Annotated in this window: 15 protein-coding genes; 11 read left to right on the top strand and 4 right to left on the bottom strand. The window is 68.6% G+C overall.

Annotated elements, in window-relative coordinates; translation table 11 throughout:
* Window positions 1-108: 108 nt before the first annotated feature.
* Together ACFU8Q_RS01785 and ACFU8Q_RS01780 are read left to right on the top strand one after the other, a co-directional pair.
* Window positions 109-549 carry a PPOX class F420-dependent oxidoreductase gene (locus tag ACFU8Q_RS01785; RefSeq protein WP_384446672.1) on the top strand — a complete coding sequence of 147 codons (441 nt, stop codon included), beginning with the start codon at window positions 109-111 and terminating at the stop codon, window positions 547-549.
* A gap of 97 nt (window positions 550-646) precedes the next feature.
* The gene (locus ACFU8Q_RS01780; RefSeq protein WP_384446670.1) at window positions 647-1,888 is read left to right on the top strand and encodes an MBL fold metallo-hydrolase; all 1,242 of its coding nucleotides are present in this window, start codon (window positions 647-649) and stop codon (window positions 1,886-1,888) included.
* A 244-nt stretch (window positions 1,889-2,132) separates the two neighbouring features.
* Here ACFU8Q_RS01780 and ACFU8Q_RS01775 read toward each other — a convergent pair whose 3' ends face one another.
* Window positions 2,133-2,363, bottom strand: coding sequence for a hypothetical protein (locus ACFU8Q_RS01775; protein WP_384446669.1), 231 nt, complete (start codon window positions 2,361-2,363; stop codon window positions 2,133-2,135).
* Between the two features lie 29 nt (window positions 2,364-2,392).
* Between ACFU8Q_RS01775 and ACFU8Q_RS01770 the strand changes: the two genes are divergently transcribed.
* The 3 genes from ACFU8Q_RS01770 (at window position 2,393) to ACFU8Q_RS01760 (ending at window position 4,939) form a co-directional block, all read left to right on the top strand.
* Window positions 2,393-3,103, top strand: a complete 711-nt coding sequence (locus tag ACFU8Q_RS01770; RefSeq protein ID WP_384446667.1) for a VanZ family protein — start codon at window positions 2,393-2,395, stop codon at window positions 3,101-3,103.
* A 68-nt stretch (window positions 3,104-3,171) separates the two neighbouring features.
* Entirely contained in the window at window positions 3,172-3,867 is a 696-nt protein-coding gene (locus ACFU8Q_RS01765) for a response regulator transcription factor (protein ID WP_384446665.1), read from the top strand.
* Window positions 3,860-4,939, top strand: a complete 1,080-nt coding sequence (locus tag ACFU8Q_RS01760; protein ID WP_384446663.1) for a sensor histidine kinase — start codon at window positions 3,860-3,862, stop codon at window positions 4,937-4,939. The genes ACFU8Q_RS01765 and ACFU8Q_RS01760 overlap by 8 nt, the downstream gene beginning before the upstream one ends.
* A 192-nt stretch (window positions 4,940-5,131) precedes the next feature.
* On the opposite strand, the gene ACFU8Q_RS01755 is transcribed toward ACFU8Q_RS01760, so the two are convergent.
* Window positions 5,132-5,563, bottom strand: coding sequence for a hypothetical protein (locus ACFU8Q_RS01755; protein ID WP_384446661.1), 432 nt, complete (start codon window positions 5,561-5,563; stop codon window positions 5,132-5,134).
* 149 nt (window positions 5,564-5,712) lie between these two features.
* Window positions 5,713-6,834 (bottom strand): PP2C family protein-serine/threonine phosphatase, encoded by a 1,122-nt coding sequence (locus ACFU8Q_RS01750; RefSeq protein WP_384446659.1) that lies wholly within the window; start codon window positions 6,832-6,834, stop codon window positions 5,713-5,715.
* Window positions 6,835-7,081: 247 nt separating this feature from the next.
* Here ACFU8Q_RS01750 and ACFU8Q_RS01745 point away from each other — a divergent pair, with 247 nt between their 5' ends.
* From ACFU8Q_RS01745 to ACFU8Q_RS01720, 6 genes are all read left to right on the top strand, one after another.
* Window positions 7,082-8,110, top strand: coding sequence for a helix-turn-helix domain-containing protein (locus tag ACFU8Q_RS01745; RefSeq protein ID WP_384446657.1), 1,029 nt, complete (start codon window positions 7,082-7,084; stop codon window positions 8,108-8,110).
* Window positions 8,111-8,463: 353 nt separating this feature from the next.
* A complete protein-coding gene (locus ACFU8Q_RS01740) occupies window positions 8,464-11,850 on the top strand; it encodes a S8 family serine peptidase (RefSeq protein WP_384446655.1) in 3,387 nt (1,128 codons plus the stop codon).
* A 69-nt stretch (window positions 11,851-11,919) separates the two neighbouring features.
* Entirely contained in the window at window positions 11,920-12,174 is a 255-nt protein-coding gene (locus ACFU8Q_RS01735; protein WP_384446654.1) for a Tn3 family transposase, read from the top strand.
* 302 nt (window positions 12,175-12,476) lie between these two features.
* On the top strand, window positions 12,477-13,007 hold the full coding sequence (locus ACFU8Q_RS01730; RefSeq protein WP_384446652.1) for a hypothetical protein: 531 nt from the start codon (window positions 12,477-12,479) through the stop codon (window positions 13,005-13,007).
* Window positions 13,008-13,051: 44 nt separating this feature from the next.
* On the top strand, window positions 13,052-14,065 hold the full coding sequence (locus tag ACFU8Q_RS01725; protein WP_384446650.1) for a hypothetical protein: 1,014 nt from the start codon (window positions 13,052-13,054) through the stop codon (window positions 14,063-14,065).
* A gap of 18 nt (window positions 14,066-14,083) precedes the next feature.
* Complete coding sequence (locus ACFU8Q_RS01720) at window positions 14,084-15,418, top strand: Dyp-type peroxidase (protein WP_384446648.1); 1,335 nt, start codon at window positions 14,084-14,086, stop codon at window positions 15,416-15,418.
* A gap of 346 nt (window positions 15,419-15,764) precedes the next feature.
* On the opposite strand, the gene ACFU8Q_RS01715 is transcribed toward ACFU8Q_RS01720, so the two are convergent.
* Entirely contained in the window at window positions 15,765-17,270 is a 1,506-nt protein-coding gene (locus ACFU8Q_RS01715) for a long-chain fatty acid--CoA ligase (RefSeq protein ID WP_384446646.1), read from the bottom strand.
* Between the last annotated feature and the right edge of the window lie 3 nt (window positions 17,271-17,273).

Here is a 17,273-nt window from a genome sequence, read left to right as displayed (position 1 = left end):
CCGTCGGCGGGCTGCGTTCACGGGTGTGACGGACGGGGACCTCTCGGACGTGACACGGAAGTGCGGCCGTTCCGGAATCCTGTGGCGGGTGTGGACGTTGGATCCGGCATGACGGGAATCGACGCACAGCAGGAAGCGCTGCTCGGGCTGCTCGGCGAGGAGAGCGGCGGAGTGCTCGTGACGCTCAGGCGCGACGGCAGGCCCCAGCTGTCCAATGTCAACCACTTCTACTATCCCGAGGAGCGCGTCGTCCGCGTCTCGATCACCGAGGACCGCGCGAAGACGAAGAACCTCCGCCGCGACGCACGGGCGAGCTACCACGTCACCAGTGCGGACCGCTGGGCGTGGACGGTCGTGGACGGCACGGCCGAGCTGTCCCCGGTCGCCGCCGATCCGCACGACGCGACGGTGGAGGAGCTGATCACGCTCTACCGCGACGTCCAGGGCGAACACCCCGACTGGGACGACTACCGCAGTGCCATGGTCCGCGACCGCCGGGTCGTGCTGCGACTGCGCATCGAGCACGCGTACGGGCAGCCGCGTGGCTGACGGGGAACGGTCCGGCGGCCGGCCCGTCGGCCGTTCCGCTCGCACTGTCGTACCCCCCGCCCATAATGAGACGACACCGACTCCCTCAGGAGATGCTGTGAACGGCGCTGATCCCTTGCCTCCACTCCGCACCCGGCTGCGTTCGCTGCGCCCCGCCGCGTTCGGCGCCGATCCGGGCGGTGCCCGCATGGAGCGCATCCGCCGCTCACCCAACTTCGCCGACGGCGTCTTCCAGAACCCCGTGGGGGCACGGACCAGGCCGTCCGGATCCACCCTGGAGTTCGCGAAGGTCTACTTCCGCAAGGACGAGCGGGCGCGCAGGGCCCCGACCGGCACCGTGCCCGTGCACGCCACCACCTACGCCGACCTCGCCGAGCCGCCCGCCACCGGGCTGCGGCTCACCTGGATGGGGCATTCCAGCGTGCTCGCCGAGATCGACGGCCGGCGGGTGCTCTTCGACCCGGTGTGGGGCGAACGCTGTTCGCCCTTCGCCTTCGCCGGGCCCAAGCGGTTGCACCCCGTGCCGCTGCCGTTGGCCGCGCTCGGCCCCGTCGACGCGGTGGTGATCTCCCACGATCATTACGACCACCTCGATCTGCCGACGATCAAGGCCCTCGCGGGCACGGACACGGTGTTCGCCGTCCCGCTCGGCGTCGGCGCCCACCTGGAGCGGTGGGGCGTGCCCACCGACCGGATGCGCGAACTGGACTGGAACGAGACGACGAAGATCGCCGGGATCAGTCTCACCGCCACCCCGGCCCGGCACTTCTGCGGCCGCGGCCTGCGCAACCAGCAGCACACGCTCTGGGCGTCCTGGGCCGTCGCAGGACCCGAACACCGGATCTACCACAGCGGCGACACCGGCTATTTCCCCGGCTTCGAGGACATCGGCGCCGAACACGGCCCGTTCGACGCGACGATGATCCAGATCGGGGCTTATTCCGAGTACTGGCCCAAGAACCACACGGACTGTACCCCACTCCCCGGTGGGTGGCCCGATATACATATGACGCCCGCTCAGGGGATCCAGGCGCACCTTGACCTGCAAGGGGGCAAGCCGCACGGCGTCATGATGCCCATCCACTGGGCCACCTTCACCCTCGCCATGCACCCGTGGGCAGAGCCCGGCGAGTGGACCAAGGATGCCGCCGAGGAAGCCGAGCAGCCGGCCGCATTTCCCCGGCCGGGCGAGCCCTTCGAACCCGCGGGATCGCTTCCCCTCGATCCCTGGTGGCGGTCCGTGGCTGCCCCGATCGCGCACCCTTGGCGCCGCAGCGAGGCAACGGACGTTGCTCAGGGCCAGGACAATCGCGATCTCGATCTCGCAGGTGAGCGGTGACTCGGAGCAGGGACGAAAGCCTGAACGCAATGACGCAGTCGTTCGCCAAGTTGACGGAGGCCGAACAACAGCAGGCGATCCAGGCGCTCGACGGTCCCCCTCGACGGGGGAGGGCTACTGAGGCACGGCAGTACACCCCGCTGCCCACTTGGTGACGGGACCCGACCGTCCCACTCGTTTCGAGTACCGGAACTCGGTCATCGACGGTGGCCCGGCCACCAGGCTCCCGAACGAGTGCTGTGGTTCACCTGGGAGCCGCAGGCACTCTCCGAGGGCCGGTGCCGGGTTCCTCTTCCCTGGCGAGCTCGTCCTGGATGCTCGGCAGTGCGATGTTCACGGACGAGTCGTCCAGCACCTGCAGGAGCTGGGCCGATGCGATCACCAGCGGCGGGACCATCTCACTGCCGGCTTGCGCCAGTTCCTCGATGCCGGGGATTCCGTGTATCGCGGGCGTATCGAAAATCGCATACGCCACCGCAACGGCCCTCCGTCTCCAATGGGGGCATGAACCACAACGCAGCCCTGTCAGCACCGCCCCGCGGCACGCGCAGGATCGTGCTCCTCGGCCTGGCGGTCCTTGGCGTGGCGAGCGCCGCGTTCGTCGTGCGGCGGCCGCTCATGATGTCCGCTCCGATGTGCATGGCCGGGCGGTGGCACGGCTGCTTCGGTACGTTCAATGGTGTGGTGCTCATTACGTTGGTCGCGCTGCCGTTGGCCGTGCTGGTGGCGTGGGCTCTGGCGCGCCGTCGGCGTGCCGCCGGCGTCACATCGGCGTGGCGGATGTCGCTGGCCGAGGTGGGCATGGTCCACGGGACGGTGCCGTTCCTATGGATGACCATGTTGCCGGGCGCCGGGGCCGGCACCGTCCCCGGCCGGGTGAGCCTGGTACCGCTGCGGGACCTGCTCACGATGGGGCCGGCCGGGATCGTCGGCAACCTGCTGATCTTCGCAGCGCTGGGGTCCTTCGCCCCGATGCGGTTCGCGGCGCTGGCGTCCGTGCCGCGGATCCTGGCGCTCGGGGCGGGCTGCTCGGCCCTGGTCGAAACAGCACAGTACGTTCTGCGGCTGGACCGGGTGTCCTCCGTGGACGATGTACTGGTCAACGCCGCCGGCGCCGTGCTGGCCGCGCTGGCGACGCGCCGCTGGTGGCGCGCTACGGCGGAAGCGCCGTCGGACCAGCCTCGCCCCGCGCCGGCACCGGCACCGGCAGGCTGAGTCGTGTGTCCGGTGTGCCCACGTCTTCGCATACGTCGGCGATATGTTGTGCTGCTTAGGCTTCAGACATGCGCGTACTGATCGTGGAGGACGAGCCCTACCTGGCCGAGGCCGTCCGTGACGGTCTGCGGCTGGAGGCGATCGCCGCCGACATCGCCGGCGACGGCGACTCCGCCCTGGAACTGCTCAACGTCAACTCCTACGACCTCGCGGTCCTCGACCGCGACATTCCCGGCCCCTCCGGCGACGAGGTCGCCCGGCGCATCGTCGCCTCCGGCAGCGGCATCCCGATCCTCATGCTCACCGCTGCCGACCGGATTGACGACAAGGTTTCCGGGTTCGAGCTCGGCGCCGACGACTACCTCACCAAACCGTTCGAGCTGCGGGAGCTCGTCATGCGTCTGCGGGCGCTCGACCGCAGACGCGCGTACGCCCGGCCCCCGGTCCGCGAGATCGCGGGCCTGCGGCTCGACCCCTTCCGCCGGGAGGTCTTCCGCGACGGACGCTACGTCGCGCTCACCCGCAAACAGTTCGCCGTGCTGGAAGTCCTCGTCGCCGCCGAAGGCGGGGTCGTCAGCACCGAAGAGCTGCTGGAACGGGCCTGGGACGAGAACGCCGACCCCTTCACCAACGCCGTCCGCATCATCGTCTCCGCACTGCGCAAACGGCTCGGCGAACCATGGATCATCGCCACGGTGCCCGGCGTCGGCTACCGCATCGACACCCGTATGGACACCATCGCCCCCGGCAGTACGCATGCATAGACGCCCAGGACTAAGCGCCCGACTGAAACTCACCCTCAGCTACGCCGGGTTCCTCGCCGTCGCCGGCGCTCTCCTGCTGGCCGTGGTGTGGGTGTTCCTGCTGCGCTACGTACCCGACACCCCCAAGGGCCTTCTCGGGATCGCGCCCAACCGCTACCTCCTTGTACGTACCTTCGCCCCCGCCGCGGCCGTGGCGATGGTCGTGCTCCTCGTGTTCGGCTTCGTCGGGGGATGGATCCTCGCCGGTCGGATGCTCGCACCGCTCACACAGATCACGGCCGCGGCACGGATGGCCGGGAACGGATCGCTGTCCCACCGGATCCGCATGAAGGGCCGCCAGGACGAATTCCGTGAACTCGCCGACGCTTTCGACACCATGCTCGAACAAGTTGAGTCCCACGTCGCCGAGCAGCAGAGGTTCGCCGCGAACGCCTCCCACGAACTGCGCACCCCGCTGGCCATCTCGCGGACGCTCCTCGACGTCGCCCGCAAGGACCCCACGCGGGACCGGGGCGAACTCTTCGAACGCCTGCAGACTGTCAATACGCGGGCGATCGACCTCACCCAGGCTCTCCTGCTGCTCAGCCGCAGCGACCGCGGGAACTTCACCCGCGAGAGCGTCGACCTCTCCCTCGTCGCTGAAGAGACCGCCGAAACGCTGTTTCCCCTCGCCGAACAGCGCGGGATCACGCTCGACGTCACCGGCGGGGCGGCCCGGACCAGCGGCTCCGCGGAGCTCCTGCTGCGGATGGTGACGAACCTTGTCCAGAACGCCATCGTCCACAACCTCCCCGCCGGCGGCACCGTGACGGTCCACACCGAAGCGCAGGGCGACGCGAGCGTGGTGCGGGTCGAGAACACGGGTCATCCGCTCCCACCGGAACTGGTGCCGACCCTCACCGAACCCTTCCGGCGCGGAACCGAACGCGTACGCACCGACGAGCACGTCGGCGTCGGCCTCGGCCTTGCCATCGTGCACAGCATCGTCCGCGCCCACGACGGGACCCTCGACCTCGTCCCCCACACCGCCGGCGGTCTCCTCGTCACGGTCCGGCTTCCCGGCATGCCGTAGGCATCGTCCCCGAGCGGGGCCCACCAGGCACTGTTTGGATCTCCGGACGTGGGTGGGGTGTTGGGGCAGGCAGGCTTCATGCTCCGGCCCTGAGACGTGCATTGCTTCGCGTGGCCCTGTGGTCGGTCCCGCAGTCGTTCGCTGTGAGCAAGCAGGCCGGGCGGAGCCGGTGCAGGCTCCGCCCGACCCGGCTCAGGCCGGAGTGCGTCGCAGCACCGCGCCCGTTTCGGTCAGACACGACCATGCGACTGCGCAGCTCGCCACGCTTGCCAGCACGCCGATCAGGGTGTCCGGGCCCGAGGCCCCGGTGGCGACCGTTCTCAGGAACATCACGGCGATGGCCAGCTCACCGAGTCCGAGCAGGGTGAGCCAGCCCACGTGCAGCGCACGCGGTGTCCTCTCCCTGACCCGTGCCGAGCCCAGCAGTGCGGCTCCGCCGATCACGGCCAGGAGGGCCACAGAGACCAGCAGCGCGTACAGCACGCCGGAGGAGGTGCTGGGATCGGTGTGGTCGATCTCCGCGGTGTCGGGCACCAAAGTGAACGCCAGCTCCAGCAGGGCGACGTACGCGACCTGGCCGAGCAGCAGCACCGGCACGACTCGGCGGTGGAACAAGGTCATCATGCGTTGCTTCTTACCAGACGGCCGTTCTTGATGATCCAGAGCGCCGGAGGAATCGTCTGTAGCGGCAGAGGGCGGCGGCGATGCCGAGGAATTCCAGGTACCGGCCCGACGCGAATAGTGGTCGGTTCCGCGGTGTGGCGGTGACGGACTCAGCGGTACGGTGACCGTCGCACGGACAGGATCGCCACATCGTCGTGCTGGTCGCCCTCCCCGGCGAACGCGCGCGCGTCGTCGTAAAGAGCACGCGGCAGCTCGGTAGGCGAGAGTGATACGCGCTGGGTGAGGCTTTCGGTGACGGGGTAGAACGTGCCGTCCGCAGCGCGGGTCTCGGTGAGCCCATCTGTGGTCAGCAGCAGTGTCGCGCCGGGCGGGAAGGCGAACCAGTCGACGGTCGCGGGTTCGGCGGCGAGTTCGGCGAGGCCCAGGGGGACGCCGGATGTGAGGGCCGGCGTGATGACGGTGGCGTCTTGCAGCACCTGCGGCAAGACGTGTCCGCAGTTGATGGCTTGTACCTCTTCGTGCGCGTCGACGTTGACGATGAGCGCTGTGACGAACCGTTCGTCGTCGCCGGCCTGTGCTGCGTAGGAGTTGTGCTGTACGACAGAGGCATCCAGGGCATCGACGAGCGCGGTAAGGGTGGGCTCTCTGTGGGCTGTCGCACGGAAGGTGCCGATGACGGCGAAAGCGGCGCCGACCGCAGGCAGGCCCTTGCCCTGGACGTCGCCGATCAGCACCCGGGTGCCCCACGGAGAGACGACGACGTCGTAGATGTCGCCGCCAATGAGCCGGTCCTCCTGTACAGGCTCGTACACGCCGTCGACCAGGACGTCGTCGGTGAGCATGGGCAGAGGGCGCAGGATGTGGCGCTGCATCGCGGCAGCGGTGGAGCGCAGCCGCAGCGTCTCCTGCTCGCGGCTGATACGACGGTGGCATGCGTAGACTGAGGCCGCACCCAGGACGAGGGTGAGCACCATCATAAGGATCCTGTCGAGCCACGGCCGCCCGTCACCGTGCCGGACAAGCATGGTGACGATGACCACGAACGTGGTCCACGTAGACACGAACTTCGTCTGGCGCACGGTGCACAGCGCTGACGCCGCTGCCGGCAGGAATACAAGGAGCCCGAGAAGCCACACCGGAGACTCTGACAGGGCCCCCAGGGCCACCACCAGAACCGTCACTGATGCTACGGCGACCACTACTTCGGCGTCGCGAGGTGGTTCGATGGCCTCAACAGGGCCGGCGAGCTTCTTCGGATGCTTACGGGGCACGGGACCTCCGGGGCAGATGGTGCACTCCCCCGTACCGTAGGCAGGATCGGTCGTGGGTTGGCCGCGCCCCGCCGGACGCTGTCTTTTGCCCGGCGACCGGCATTCCGTGCAGGTACATGGCATGCAGAGCGGACAGCAGTCGGTGGCGACAGCCTGACAGCCGGATAGGGTCCGGATCAGGAAAATCCGCTCGGTCCGTCCGAGCTGCGCCGAGGACAGACCCGGCGGCCGCCCGAGGGAGGACTGGATGCTGCAGGCACTGGGACTGAGCCCGGCTGAAGAGGCCATCTACACGGCACTGCTGGCCCGCCCGACAGCCTCCGCGCAGGACCTCGCCCGGCAGACCGGACTCGAGAAGGCCGAGACCACCCGCATCCTGCTCGACCTGACGACACGTGGCCTGGTGGCGGTCGTCGGCGAGGCCGGGAGCGGGACACCCGACTCGGCTGACTGTGGAGCCGGTTGCCGGCCCGCCCGCTACCGGCTCACGCCCCCCTCAGTGGCCCTGGCCCCGTTCCTCGTCGAGCAGCGCAATGCACTGCACCGGGCCGAGACCGCGTTCTCGATGCTGACCGAGCAGTACCGCAGTACCGCCGCACACCCTGCCGGCAGCGTCGTGGAGGTGGTCGTCGGCGTGGAGCAGGTGGCGCACCGCTTCCACCAACTGCAGCGCGGCGCCCAGCGGGAGTTGCTGGTCTTCCTCGTCGGCGAGCCCATAGCGGTGCAGCGCGAGGATGCCGACATGTCGGAGAGTTCCGCGCTGGACCGCGGAGTCGACTTCCGGGTCGTGGCTGCCAAGGACTATCTTGACGGTCCTGGCATGGCGAAGGACGCACGGGCGGGCATCACGGCGGGCATCGAGCTTCGCCTGGTCGACTCGCTGCCGCTGAAGATGATCGTGTCGGACCGGGAGCGCGCCATGGTGCCACTGGACATGGCGGACTGCGGCGGCGAGCCGAGCGCGATCGTGGTGCACCGCAGCGGCCTGCTGACGGCCCTGGTCCAGCTGTTCGAGAAGGAATGGGCCCAGGCCCGGCCGCTGTACACCACCGCCACGGGTGTGCGCGCGGAGCCGGCAGGCGATCAGCAGCCGACCGAGGGGGAACTTGAGGTCCTCGCACTGCTACTGGCAGGGATCTCCGACCGGCGGGCGGCTTCCCAACTCGGCGTCTCCATACGCACTGTGGAGCGACGGACGCGTCGCCTCATGGACCTCGCCGGAGCGGATTCGCGCCTGCAACTCGGCTGGCACGCCGCACGCGCGGGTTGGCTGTGACCTGCCCCTCCCTCTGAGGGACGAGGGGGCTATGTGTGTCGCTTGTCGGCAGATGCCCGACCGAGTCTCCCGTCAGCATCGCGACTTCCGGTATGCCGAAGAGGAAACCGCAGCCTGCTGTGGGGCAGGAGTACCGGAACGTGCCCGTCCCCCTGGCGAGATCATCCGGGATGAGGTCGGAACGGCGGATCCCCCTCCCGCGTCCGGAGCGCCGTCGATGCCATGGATGTGGCCGCATGGCGGAAATCCGCCATGCGGGAAACCCGTCACGCGCGGCATCCCCACTCAATCCGCACGTCTGACAGGCTGCAGCCGCAGTTTGGCAAACGTTCATGGCTCGAATAGGGAGATTCATGCGTTCCATAACGCGTATGGCCTTGGGCACGGCGACCGCCGCCGTCCTGGCCGTCACGGCGGTCACGCCTTCCGGGGCGGCGGATACCCCGCCTGACGGTGCCGCGGGGAAGCCCATCGTCGGCGGCGGGACCGCAACAAAGGGTGGCAAGCAGGTGACGGTCACGCTCGTCACCGGCGACAAGGTGATGGTGACCACGGACACGTCGGGTCGCAGCTCAGCGGCGGTGCTGCCCCGCAAGGACGGCACACAGCCGATGGTGCAGACCTATCAGAGGGGCAAGGACCTCTACGTCTACCCGGAGGGCGCCTCTCAGGCGATCGCTCAGGGCAAGGTCGACGAGCAGCTGTTCAATGTCACCGGGCTCATCCGTCAGGGATACGACGACACACATACCGACACGCTGCCGCTCATTGCCACTTACCAGAACAGTGTGAACGTTGCCGACAGCGCGCCGGCAGCCCCTCGCGGGTCCGAGCGGGGCCTGAGCCTCCCCGCTGTGGACGGCGTCGCGCTCAAGGCAGGCAAGGACACCGCCGCCGCCTTCTGGCAGGACGTCACCGACACCCGCTCACGTTCCGGCTCCACGCTGAAGAAGCTGTGGCTGGACGGCAAGGTCGAGGCCACGCTGGACCGGTCCACCAAGCAGGTGCACGCGCCGGAGGCGTGGGCGGCCGGCTACGACGGCAAGGGCACCAAGGTCGCCGTGCTGGACACGGGCGCGGATGCCGAGCACCCGGACCTGGTGAACCGGATCGCCGAGGCCAAGAACTTCACGGACTCCAAGACCACCGACGACCGGCAGGGTCACGGCACTCACACCGCCTCCACGGTCGGCGGGTCCGGAGCGGCCAGTGATGGCCGCAAGAAGGGCGTCGCCCCCGGTTCCTCCCTGCTCATCGGCAAGGTCCTCAACGACGCGGGCTCTGGCCTGGACTCCTGGATCATCGCGGGTATGCAGTGGGCCGTCGACCAGAAGGCCGACGTCGTCTCCATGAGCCTGGGCAACCCCAGGATCGGCGACTGCAACGACCCGATGGCCCAGGCCACGCAGGAGCTGTCGAAGAACAAGCACACCCTGTTCGTCGTCGCCGCCGGCAACTCCGGCCCGGGCGCCGAGACCGTCTCCTCGCCCGGGTGCGTGCCCGGCGTGCTGACCGTGGGCGCCGTCGACCGCGACGACACCACCGCGCAGTTCTCCAGCCGCGGTCCGGTGGCCGTCACCCACACCCTCAAGCCCGAGATCGCCGCCCCCGGCGTCGACATCTCGGCGGCGGCCGCGGGCGGCCGCGGCGTCTATGCGTACCGGACGATGTCGGGCACCTCCATGGCCACCCCGCATGTCGCGGGCGCTGCGGCTGTCGTCCGCCAGGCGCACCCGGACTGGACCGCGCAGCAGATCAAGGCTGCCCTGGTCTCCTCCGCCCGCACCGGCGGCAAGGTCGCCGGCGCCGACCAGACCGGCGGTGGGGTACTCGACGTGTTCGGCGCGGTGAACCAGAAGGCGCTCTCCGCGCCGGCTGTCCAGGCCGGCAGCTACAACTGGCCGCAGGACGCGTCGGACCGCACCACCGTGCAGGTGCCCTTCACCAACACCAGCGACAGCGACCTGACGCTCCATCTGAAGCTGAGCGGTGTGCACGGCAACGACGGCAGCGACGTCACCTCCGGAATCATCAAGCCGCAGGAGAACAAGGTGACGGTCCCGGCGGGGGCCACCGCTCAGGTGCCGCTGCAGATCGACCCCACCGCCCGTCTGAAGCCCGCCCAGTACGGTGCGGTCACCGGCCGGATCCTGGCCACCGGCGGCGATGTGCACGTCTCCGTGCCCGTCACCCTCTACGTCCAGCCGGAGACGGTCACCCTCCGGGTCAAGGTCGTCGACCGCAACGGCAAGCCCGCGACCGGCACCTCATCCCTGGACGTCGCCAGCATCGACTCCGACGAGGGCGAGCGCCGCACCAACGCGGGCGCGCCCGAGCAGACCTACCGTGTGCGCCCGGGCGACTACGCCCTCAGCAGCTTCGTGGCGACGTCCGACGCGAGCAACACGCTCGAATCGGTCAGCTACCTCGCGAACCCGCAGCTGCGGATCACCAAGGACACCACCGTCGTCCTCGACGCCCGCAAGGCCCACCAGCTGAGCCTGCACACCAACCGCCCCTCGACGCTGCAGGGCACCACGTTGAACTACGCCCGCACGTGGGACGACACCTGGCAGCTCAGCGGAACACTCACGGCCGGCGGCGCCGTGAAGAAGTTCTACGCAGACATCGACGGGCGCGCTCAGAAGGGCACCTTCGTGTTCCGGCCCACCTGGCGCGCGACCGGCTCCGAGGACGGCTCGTCCTACGTCTACAACCTGTCGTTCCCGACCGAGGGCCCGCTGCACTCCGACCAGGCCTACCAGCCGAATGACTCCCGGCTGGCCCAGGTCACCGAGACGTGGCATGCCATGGGCAAGGAGGCCGACTACATCGACGCGCTGTTCCTCCGTCCCTCCGGGAGCAGCTCCTCCCAGATCCCCGTGAGCCTGTACCAGACGGTCCACGTGCCCGGTACCCGCACCGCCTACTACACGACCGGCGACGACGCCTGGTACCACGGCGCGATGACGAGCTTCCCGTTCGCCGCGTTCATGGACGACCACGATCGCACCTACAAGGCCGGACAGCGGAGCGCCGAGGAATGGTACGGCGGCCCCCTGCGGCCGGGCGCGGCGCGCGATGCCGACGGCAACCTGATGCTGGCCGCCGAGCGGCAGGGCAACCTGTTCGGCATCCAGAACGCGCTTTGGGTCGACGGCTCCGGCGACCACTGGACCTACGGCGGTTCCTTCGGCGACATCGGCAAGATGTCGCTGAAGCGCAACGGTGAGGAGATCGGCAGACTCGCCTATCCGTACGGCGTGTTCGAGGTGCCGGACGAGGACTCCGCGTACGAGCTCACCCAGCACCTGGAGAAGATCTACACGGGCGACCGCAACTGGCTGCGCTCCACTGCCGCCGACACCACCTGGAGTTTCCGCTCCCACCGGGAGCCGGACGTCTACTCCCGCGGCCTGCCGATCCTCCACCCGGCGTACGACCTGCCGGTGGACGGCATGAACACCCTGCCCGCGCAGAGCGGCATCAAGGTCGGCCTGTCGGTCGAGGGCCACGCCGGGTACACCCCGGGCGCGATCACGGCGGCCTCGCTGTCCTACTCCTACGACGGCGGCACCACGTGGACCCAGGCGCCGACCGAGCAGCAGGACGGCAAGTGGACGGCCGTCCTCGACCACACCGGCGCGTCCGGCAAGCAGGTCATGACGAAGGCCACCTTCACCGACGCCAACGGCAACGCGGTCACCCAGACCATCACCCGCGCCTACGACGTCCGGTAACCACACGGTCCGGTCCGGGCGGTCTCCCGCAACAGGGGCCCGCCCGGCCAGCCACCTGTTGCCCCACCCGTGATCACCACGGGTGGGGCAACCGCGCTCGAAGAGCTGGGACGCGTGGTCCGAACGACCCTCGCCTGCGACTACCCGGTCGGCCCGGACCTGCGCACGCAGACCCACGGCGGGCTCCAGGTCGTGGAGGACCGGAACAGCGTGAACACCGTGCCGCACTACGGCAAGGACGGTGCGCGGGCCGGACCTGACAAGGAGCATGCCGAGACCGGCATGCCGACTCCCCATCTTCTCCGAAGTGCCCCGGCCGCATGAACACGGTGATGCGGCAGCAGGTCCTCGCCGAACCGGCTCGGGCGAAGAAGCTGTCCGTGAGGACCAGCGGGGACCGACCGTCGTGTTCCGGTCGCACATCAACCCGCACGGCACCTTCCGTCTCTATGTGGACAAGTCTCTCGAACTGCCCTCGACCACTTCTGCGGCAGGCTCCGACAAGGCTGCTGGTGCTGCCCGCACGCGCTACCCGGTTCATGACAGTGCTCATGAGGCGGATGGACCTGCTGCGTGGGAAGATTGGGGGGATTGTTCCCGGCCGACAGATGGCGGGAGGAGCGGGCATGGAGATCAAGCCGCAGGCGGCCGTCATCCCCGAGATCGACCTACTCGAGCAGGGGAAATACGGCCCCGTGTTTCCGAAGACACCGGCGTGTTACGGGTTCACCATCGTTGCGAAGGTCAAGCCGGGCCGGGCCGACGCGATGCGTGCCTACGGCCACGCTCTGGCCGAGGCTCTGGAGGAAGACCCCTATCTCCTCGCGCCACTGAAGTTGCACTACCTGCGCTGGGTGCTCTTCGACGACGACACGCGCTTCATGTATCAGGGGATCTTCGATACCGACTTCGACAAGTACACCGAGGACGCCATCGCGCTCTTCGGCAAGGCCGGGGTGAACACGGCCTTCGAGAACCTCGAAGGATTTCCCGAGGACTGGCGGACCAACCCCGAGGCGTTCATCAGGTTCGTGCGCGAACACCACTGTCCGAGCTTCATCGAGTACGGGGAGTACCCGTACGTGTCCGCTGATGAGATCAAGAAGGCTCTGCGGATCAAGGATGCCCTGTCGGAGATGCTCGACCAGTTGCAGTGAGAACGGGCTGTCGTGTGCTTGTCCCATTGTGGATCGGAGACGAGATGAGCGAGATCAGGACCGCGCGCACCTACAACCAGAACCACGTTCCGCGCGAATACACCCCTGGTCGGCGACGGGTGAGCATCTACGTCTCGTGGAGCTATCCGGCCGAGGCGGGCAGAAATCCGGCTGAGCTGGACAATCGGTTCTCCACAATGACGGAGGTCAGGCGGGTGGCGTGGCCTGCCTACGAGGATCCGAAGTGGTCCGACCCGTTGCAATTCCAGCAGGGCATCGCCGGATCGCTGGAATTGTTCTTCTGGGCCTGGGTGCCGTTCCAGCAGTTCGTCGAGGAGGTCACCGGGCACCCCGTCCCCGTGTATCAGCGCATCGACCAGGCCGGATTCCGGACCCCGCTCGACGAACGCGTACTGGCCGACACCGACACTCTCTTCGTGTTCGGGCTGGACCACATGGTCACCGGGCAGGAGGCTCGGCCCGAAGAGGTTGAGGCACTGCGGGCCTTCCTCGGCCGGGAGGACGCCTGTCTGGTCCTGGGGCCTCACCATGACGTCGGGGCATCGGACGATCTGGCCGTGCGGGACGTGGAATACCACCATCACGGAGATCGCCTGGTCCCCCGCCAGCAGCGATTCGCCACCTACGTCCGGGGCTTGATGCAGGGCCTCGCGGTGCCGGTCGAGAACCGTTACGGACTGCGCCCCGCGGTGCGGGAGAAGAACGAGATCGCCCCGCTCTCCACGGTGAGGGACCTGGACGCGAAAGGATGGCTGGAAGGGGTGACCAACTTCAACTTCCATATGCACCTGCCGCATTACGCCGTGACGACCGACGAGCCGGATGTCATCCACGTGCTGGCCAGGCAGCCGATCGACACATCGAGGCCGCATCCGTTCACCGAGGCCGGCAACACCGAGTTCAACATGTTCCTGTGGATGCCTCCGAGCGGTGAGCGGGCCGGAGATCTGCTGCTGGCGGACTCCACGATCTTCAGTTCGCTGTTCGGCGGCGACGAAAGTCTGCGGAGATTCTGGCGGAACCTCGTGACGAGGTAGCGCCGCAGGGAGGCGACCGTGAGCGGGCCTACGCAAGTCGCGTTGGAACTCGACGATATTCAGCGCGGGGTTCTCAGCCCTCGGCCGACACCCTACGCGGCGACCTACCTTGTGTTCCGCGTCGATGACCGGGCGGACGGGCGGGAGCTGATGCGGCGCGCGAGCGCGGTGGTGACCTCCGCCGCCGACTCGGTCAGCCCTCGGGGGGACACGTGGGTCAGTGTCGCGGTCTCCTGCCACGGTCTGGAGGCCCTGGGTGTGCCGCGCGTATCGCTGGACACATTCGCCTGGGAGTTCCGGCAGGGGATGGCCGCCCGGGCCAAAACACTGGGCGATGTCGGCGAGAGCAGCCCCGAGCACTGGGAAGCGCCGCTGGGCACGCCCGATGTCCATGTGGTGCTCACGGCAGTCGCGCCTGACCCCCAACGGCTGGAGGCGGCCCTCGATCGGGCCCGCCCCGCGTACGACCACCTATCCGGTGTGACCGCGATCTGGCGGCAGGACTGTTACGCGCTGCCCACCGAGTCCGAGCATTTCGGCTATCGCGACGGCGTCAGCCATCCAGCCGTCGAAGGAAGCGGCATCGCCGGGTCGAACCGCCTGGAGCTGCCGCTGAAGGCGGGGGAGTTCGTGCTCGGCTACCGGGACGAGATCGGCGGTCTCCAGACCCCGCAGCCGGAGGTGCTGGGGCGCAACGGCAGCTACGCGGTCTTCCGCAAGCTCCACCAGGACGTCGCCGCGTTCCGGCGCTATCTGCGGGACAACGCCACTTCCCCCGAAGACGAGGAACTGCTCGCGGCCAAGATCATGGGGCGCTGGCGCAGCGGAGCCCCCCTCGCGCTCAGTCCGCAGCACGACGACCCCGCTCTCGGTACCGACCAGGACCGCCGCAACACGTTCCTGTACGAGCGGGACGATCCGGCGGGATTCATCACGCCCGGCGGCTGCCACATCCGCCGGGCCAACCCCCGCGACGCCTCGGTGGCAGGAGAAGTGCGACTGCACCGCATGATCAGACGCGGCGCCGTCTACGGACCGCCGCTGCCCGAGGGGGGTCTGGAGGACGACGGGGCCGATCGCGGCCTGATGTTCGCGTTCATCGGAGCCCACCTCGGGAGGCAGTTCGAGTTCGTCCAGTCGGAATGGATGAACGACGGCGTCTTCTTCGGCGCGGGCAACTCCAAAGACCCCGTCACCGGATCGCACGACGGAGTCACCGGCCTCACCATTCCCCGGCGGCCGCTGCGACGGCGCCTCACCCCACTGCCGCGCTTCGTCGTCACCCGCGGCGGCGAGTACTGCTTCCTGCCGAGCCGGAGCGCGCTGCGCTGGCTCGGGGAACTCCAGAACTGACAGGGCGGCCATGCCACGCCGTGGCACCCCCCGAGGTGCTCCGCCTCCGGAGGGTGCGTCCCCCGGCGTGGCGCGACTGTCACCGGCAGCCCGGCACGTGCAGTCCGTCGCCGGCAGCCGCAGCCCGCGCCAGATCGCTCCCGTCGTCTGCGCCGGCGCCGGGCGGTGGCGGCTTACAGCGCCAACAGCGGCTCCGTATCGGGCCGTCGCCCGGCCGGAACAGCGCGGACTTGGCAGGCATCAGTCACGATCCGTACGCCCGGCCTCCGCGGACCGTCGACCAGAAGCCCCACCGTGCCGCGCACGCAGCGTGTTTTTTCGATTGCCGCCGTCGGACCAGATCGATTCAGCCCGCGGAGGCCTTCTGCTGGACGGCGATCTCCCGCTTGAGGATCTTGCCCGTTGCTCCCTTGGGGAGTGCGTCGGTGAATGTGACGATCCGTGGATACTTGTACGCCGCCACGCGCTGTCTGACATGGTCGCGTATCTCATCGGCCGTGATCTGTGCACCGTCCCGGAGGGTCACGACGGCGGCTATCTCCTCTCCGTGGGTCTCGTGCGGCACGCCGACCACCGCGGCCTCGGCGACGGCCGGGTGTTCGTAGAGCACCTCCTCGATCTCGCGTGGGTAGACGTTGTATCCGCCGCGGATGATGAGGTCCTTCTTCCGGTCGACGATGAAGTAGTAGCCGTCCTCGTCGACACGGGCCAGGTCGCCGCTGTGGAACCATCCGTCCCGGATGGCATCCGCGGTCGCATCCGGACGATTCCAGTAGCCCTTCATCACGTTGTCGCCGCGGATCGCGATCTCACCCACTTCGCCCGGGCCCACCGAGGTGCCGTCGTCCGCCACGACCTTGAGCTCGACCCCGCGGATCGGGAGGCCGATCGAGCCGGCCTTGCGTGGCCTGTCCGGGGGGTTGAACGAAGCGACAGGGGAAGTCTCCGACAGCCCATAACCCTCCAGTACCGTGACGCCGAATGCCTGTTCGAAGTCGTGCAGTACCTCGACCGGCAAGGAAGCGCCGCCGGAAACGGCCAGGCGCAGTCGTGAGAGGTCGTAGCCGTCGGGGATCCTGGCGTGGAGCAGGGCTGTGTACATCGTGGGGACACCCAGGAAGATGGTGGCCCCGTCGTGATGCATGATCTCCAGCGCCCTGGCCGGTTCGAACCGCGGCAGCAAGGTCAGAGTGGCGCCCGCGGCGACGGCGGTGTTGAGAGCGCAGGTCTGCCCGAAGGCGTGGAACAGCGGCAGGCCCCCGAACAGTACGTCGACCGGCCTGACGTGGAGCAGCGTCTCGGTCGTGGTGGCCGCGTTGGTCATCAGGTTGCGGTGGGTCAGTTCGGAGCCCTTCGGGGTTCCTGTCGTGCCGGATGTGTAGAGGATCACGGCAGTGTCGTCCTCGGCCCGGTCGGCGACGCGGGGCATCGGTTCGGTGGCCCGCACCTGGGTGTCGAACTCCGTCGAGTCGGTGACCAGACAGTCGGCTCCGACTTCCGCCGCGGCCTTTGCGACCTGGTCCGCGCACCGCAGGAGCGTCACCGCGATCCGCGATCCGGAATCCCGGAGAGTGAAGGCTATTTCACGGGCCTTCAACAGCGGATTCATCGGTACCACCACGCCACCGCAGCGGAGGATGCCGTAGTACGCGACCGGGAAACAGGTGACGTTGGGCATGACCAATGCGACGCGGTCGCCCGGCCGGACGCCCTTGACTTGCAACAGTGTGGCGAACCGGGCGCTCGCGGCGTTCAGTTGGGCATAGGTGAGGGCGATCTCGTCCTGGCGAACGGCGACGCGGTCGCCGTCGGCCCTGGCGGATTCGGTCAGGAGCGTGGCGAGGTTGTTCATTCG

It is taken from the genome of Streptomyces sp. NPDC057543 (assembly GCF_042801895.1).
In the GTDB taxonomy this organism is placed as follows: Bacteria; Actinomycetota; Actinomycetes; order Streptomycetales; family Streptomycetaceae; genus Streptomyces.
The sequence above is the reverse complement of the archived record's forward strand: the minus strand, read 5'-3'. Positions and strand labels throughout refer to the sequence as shown.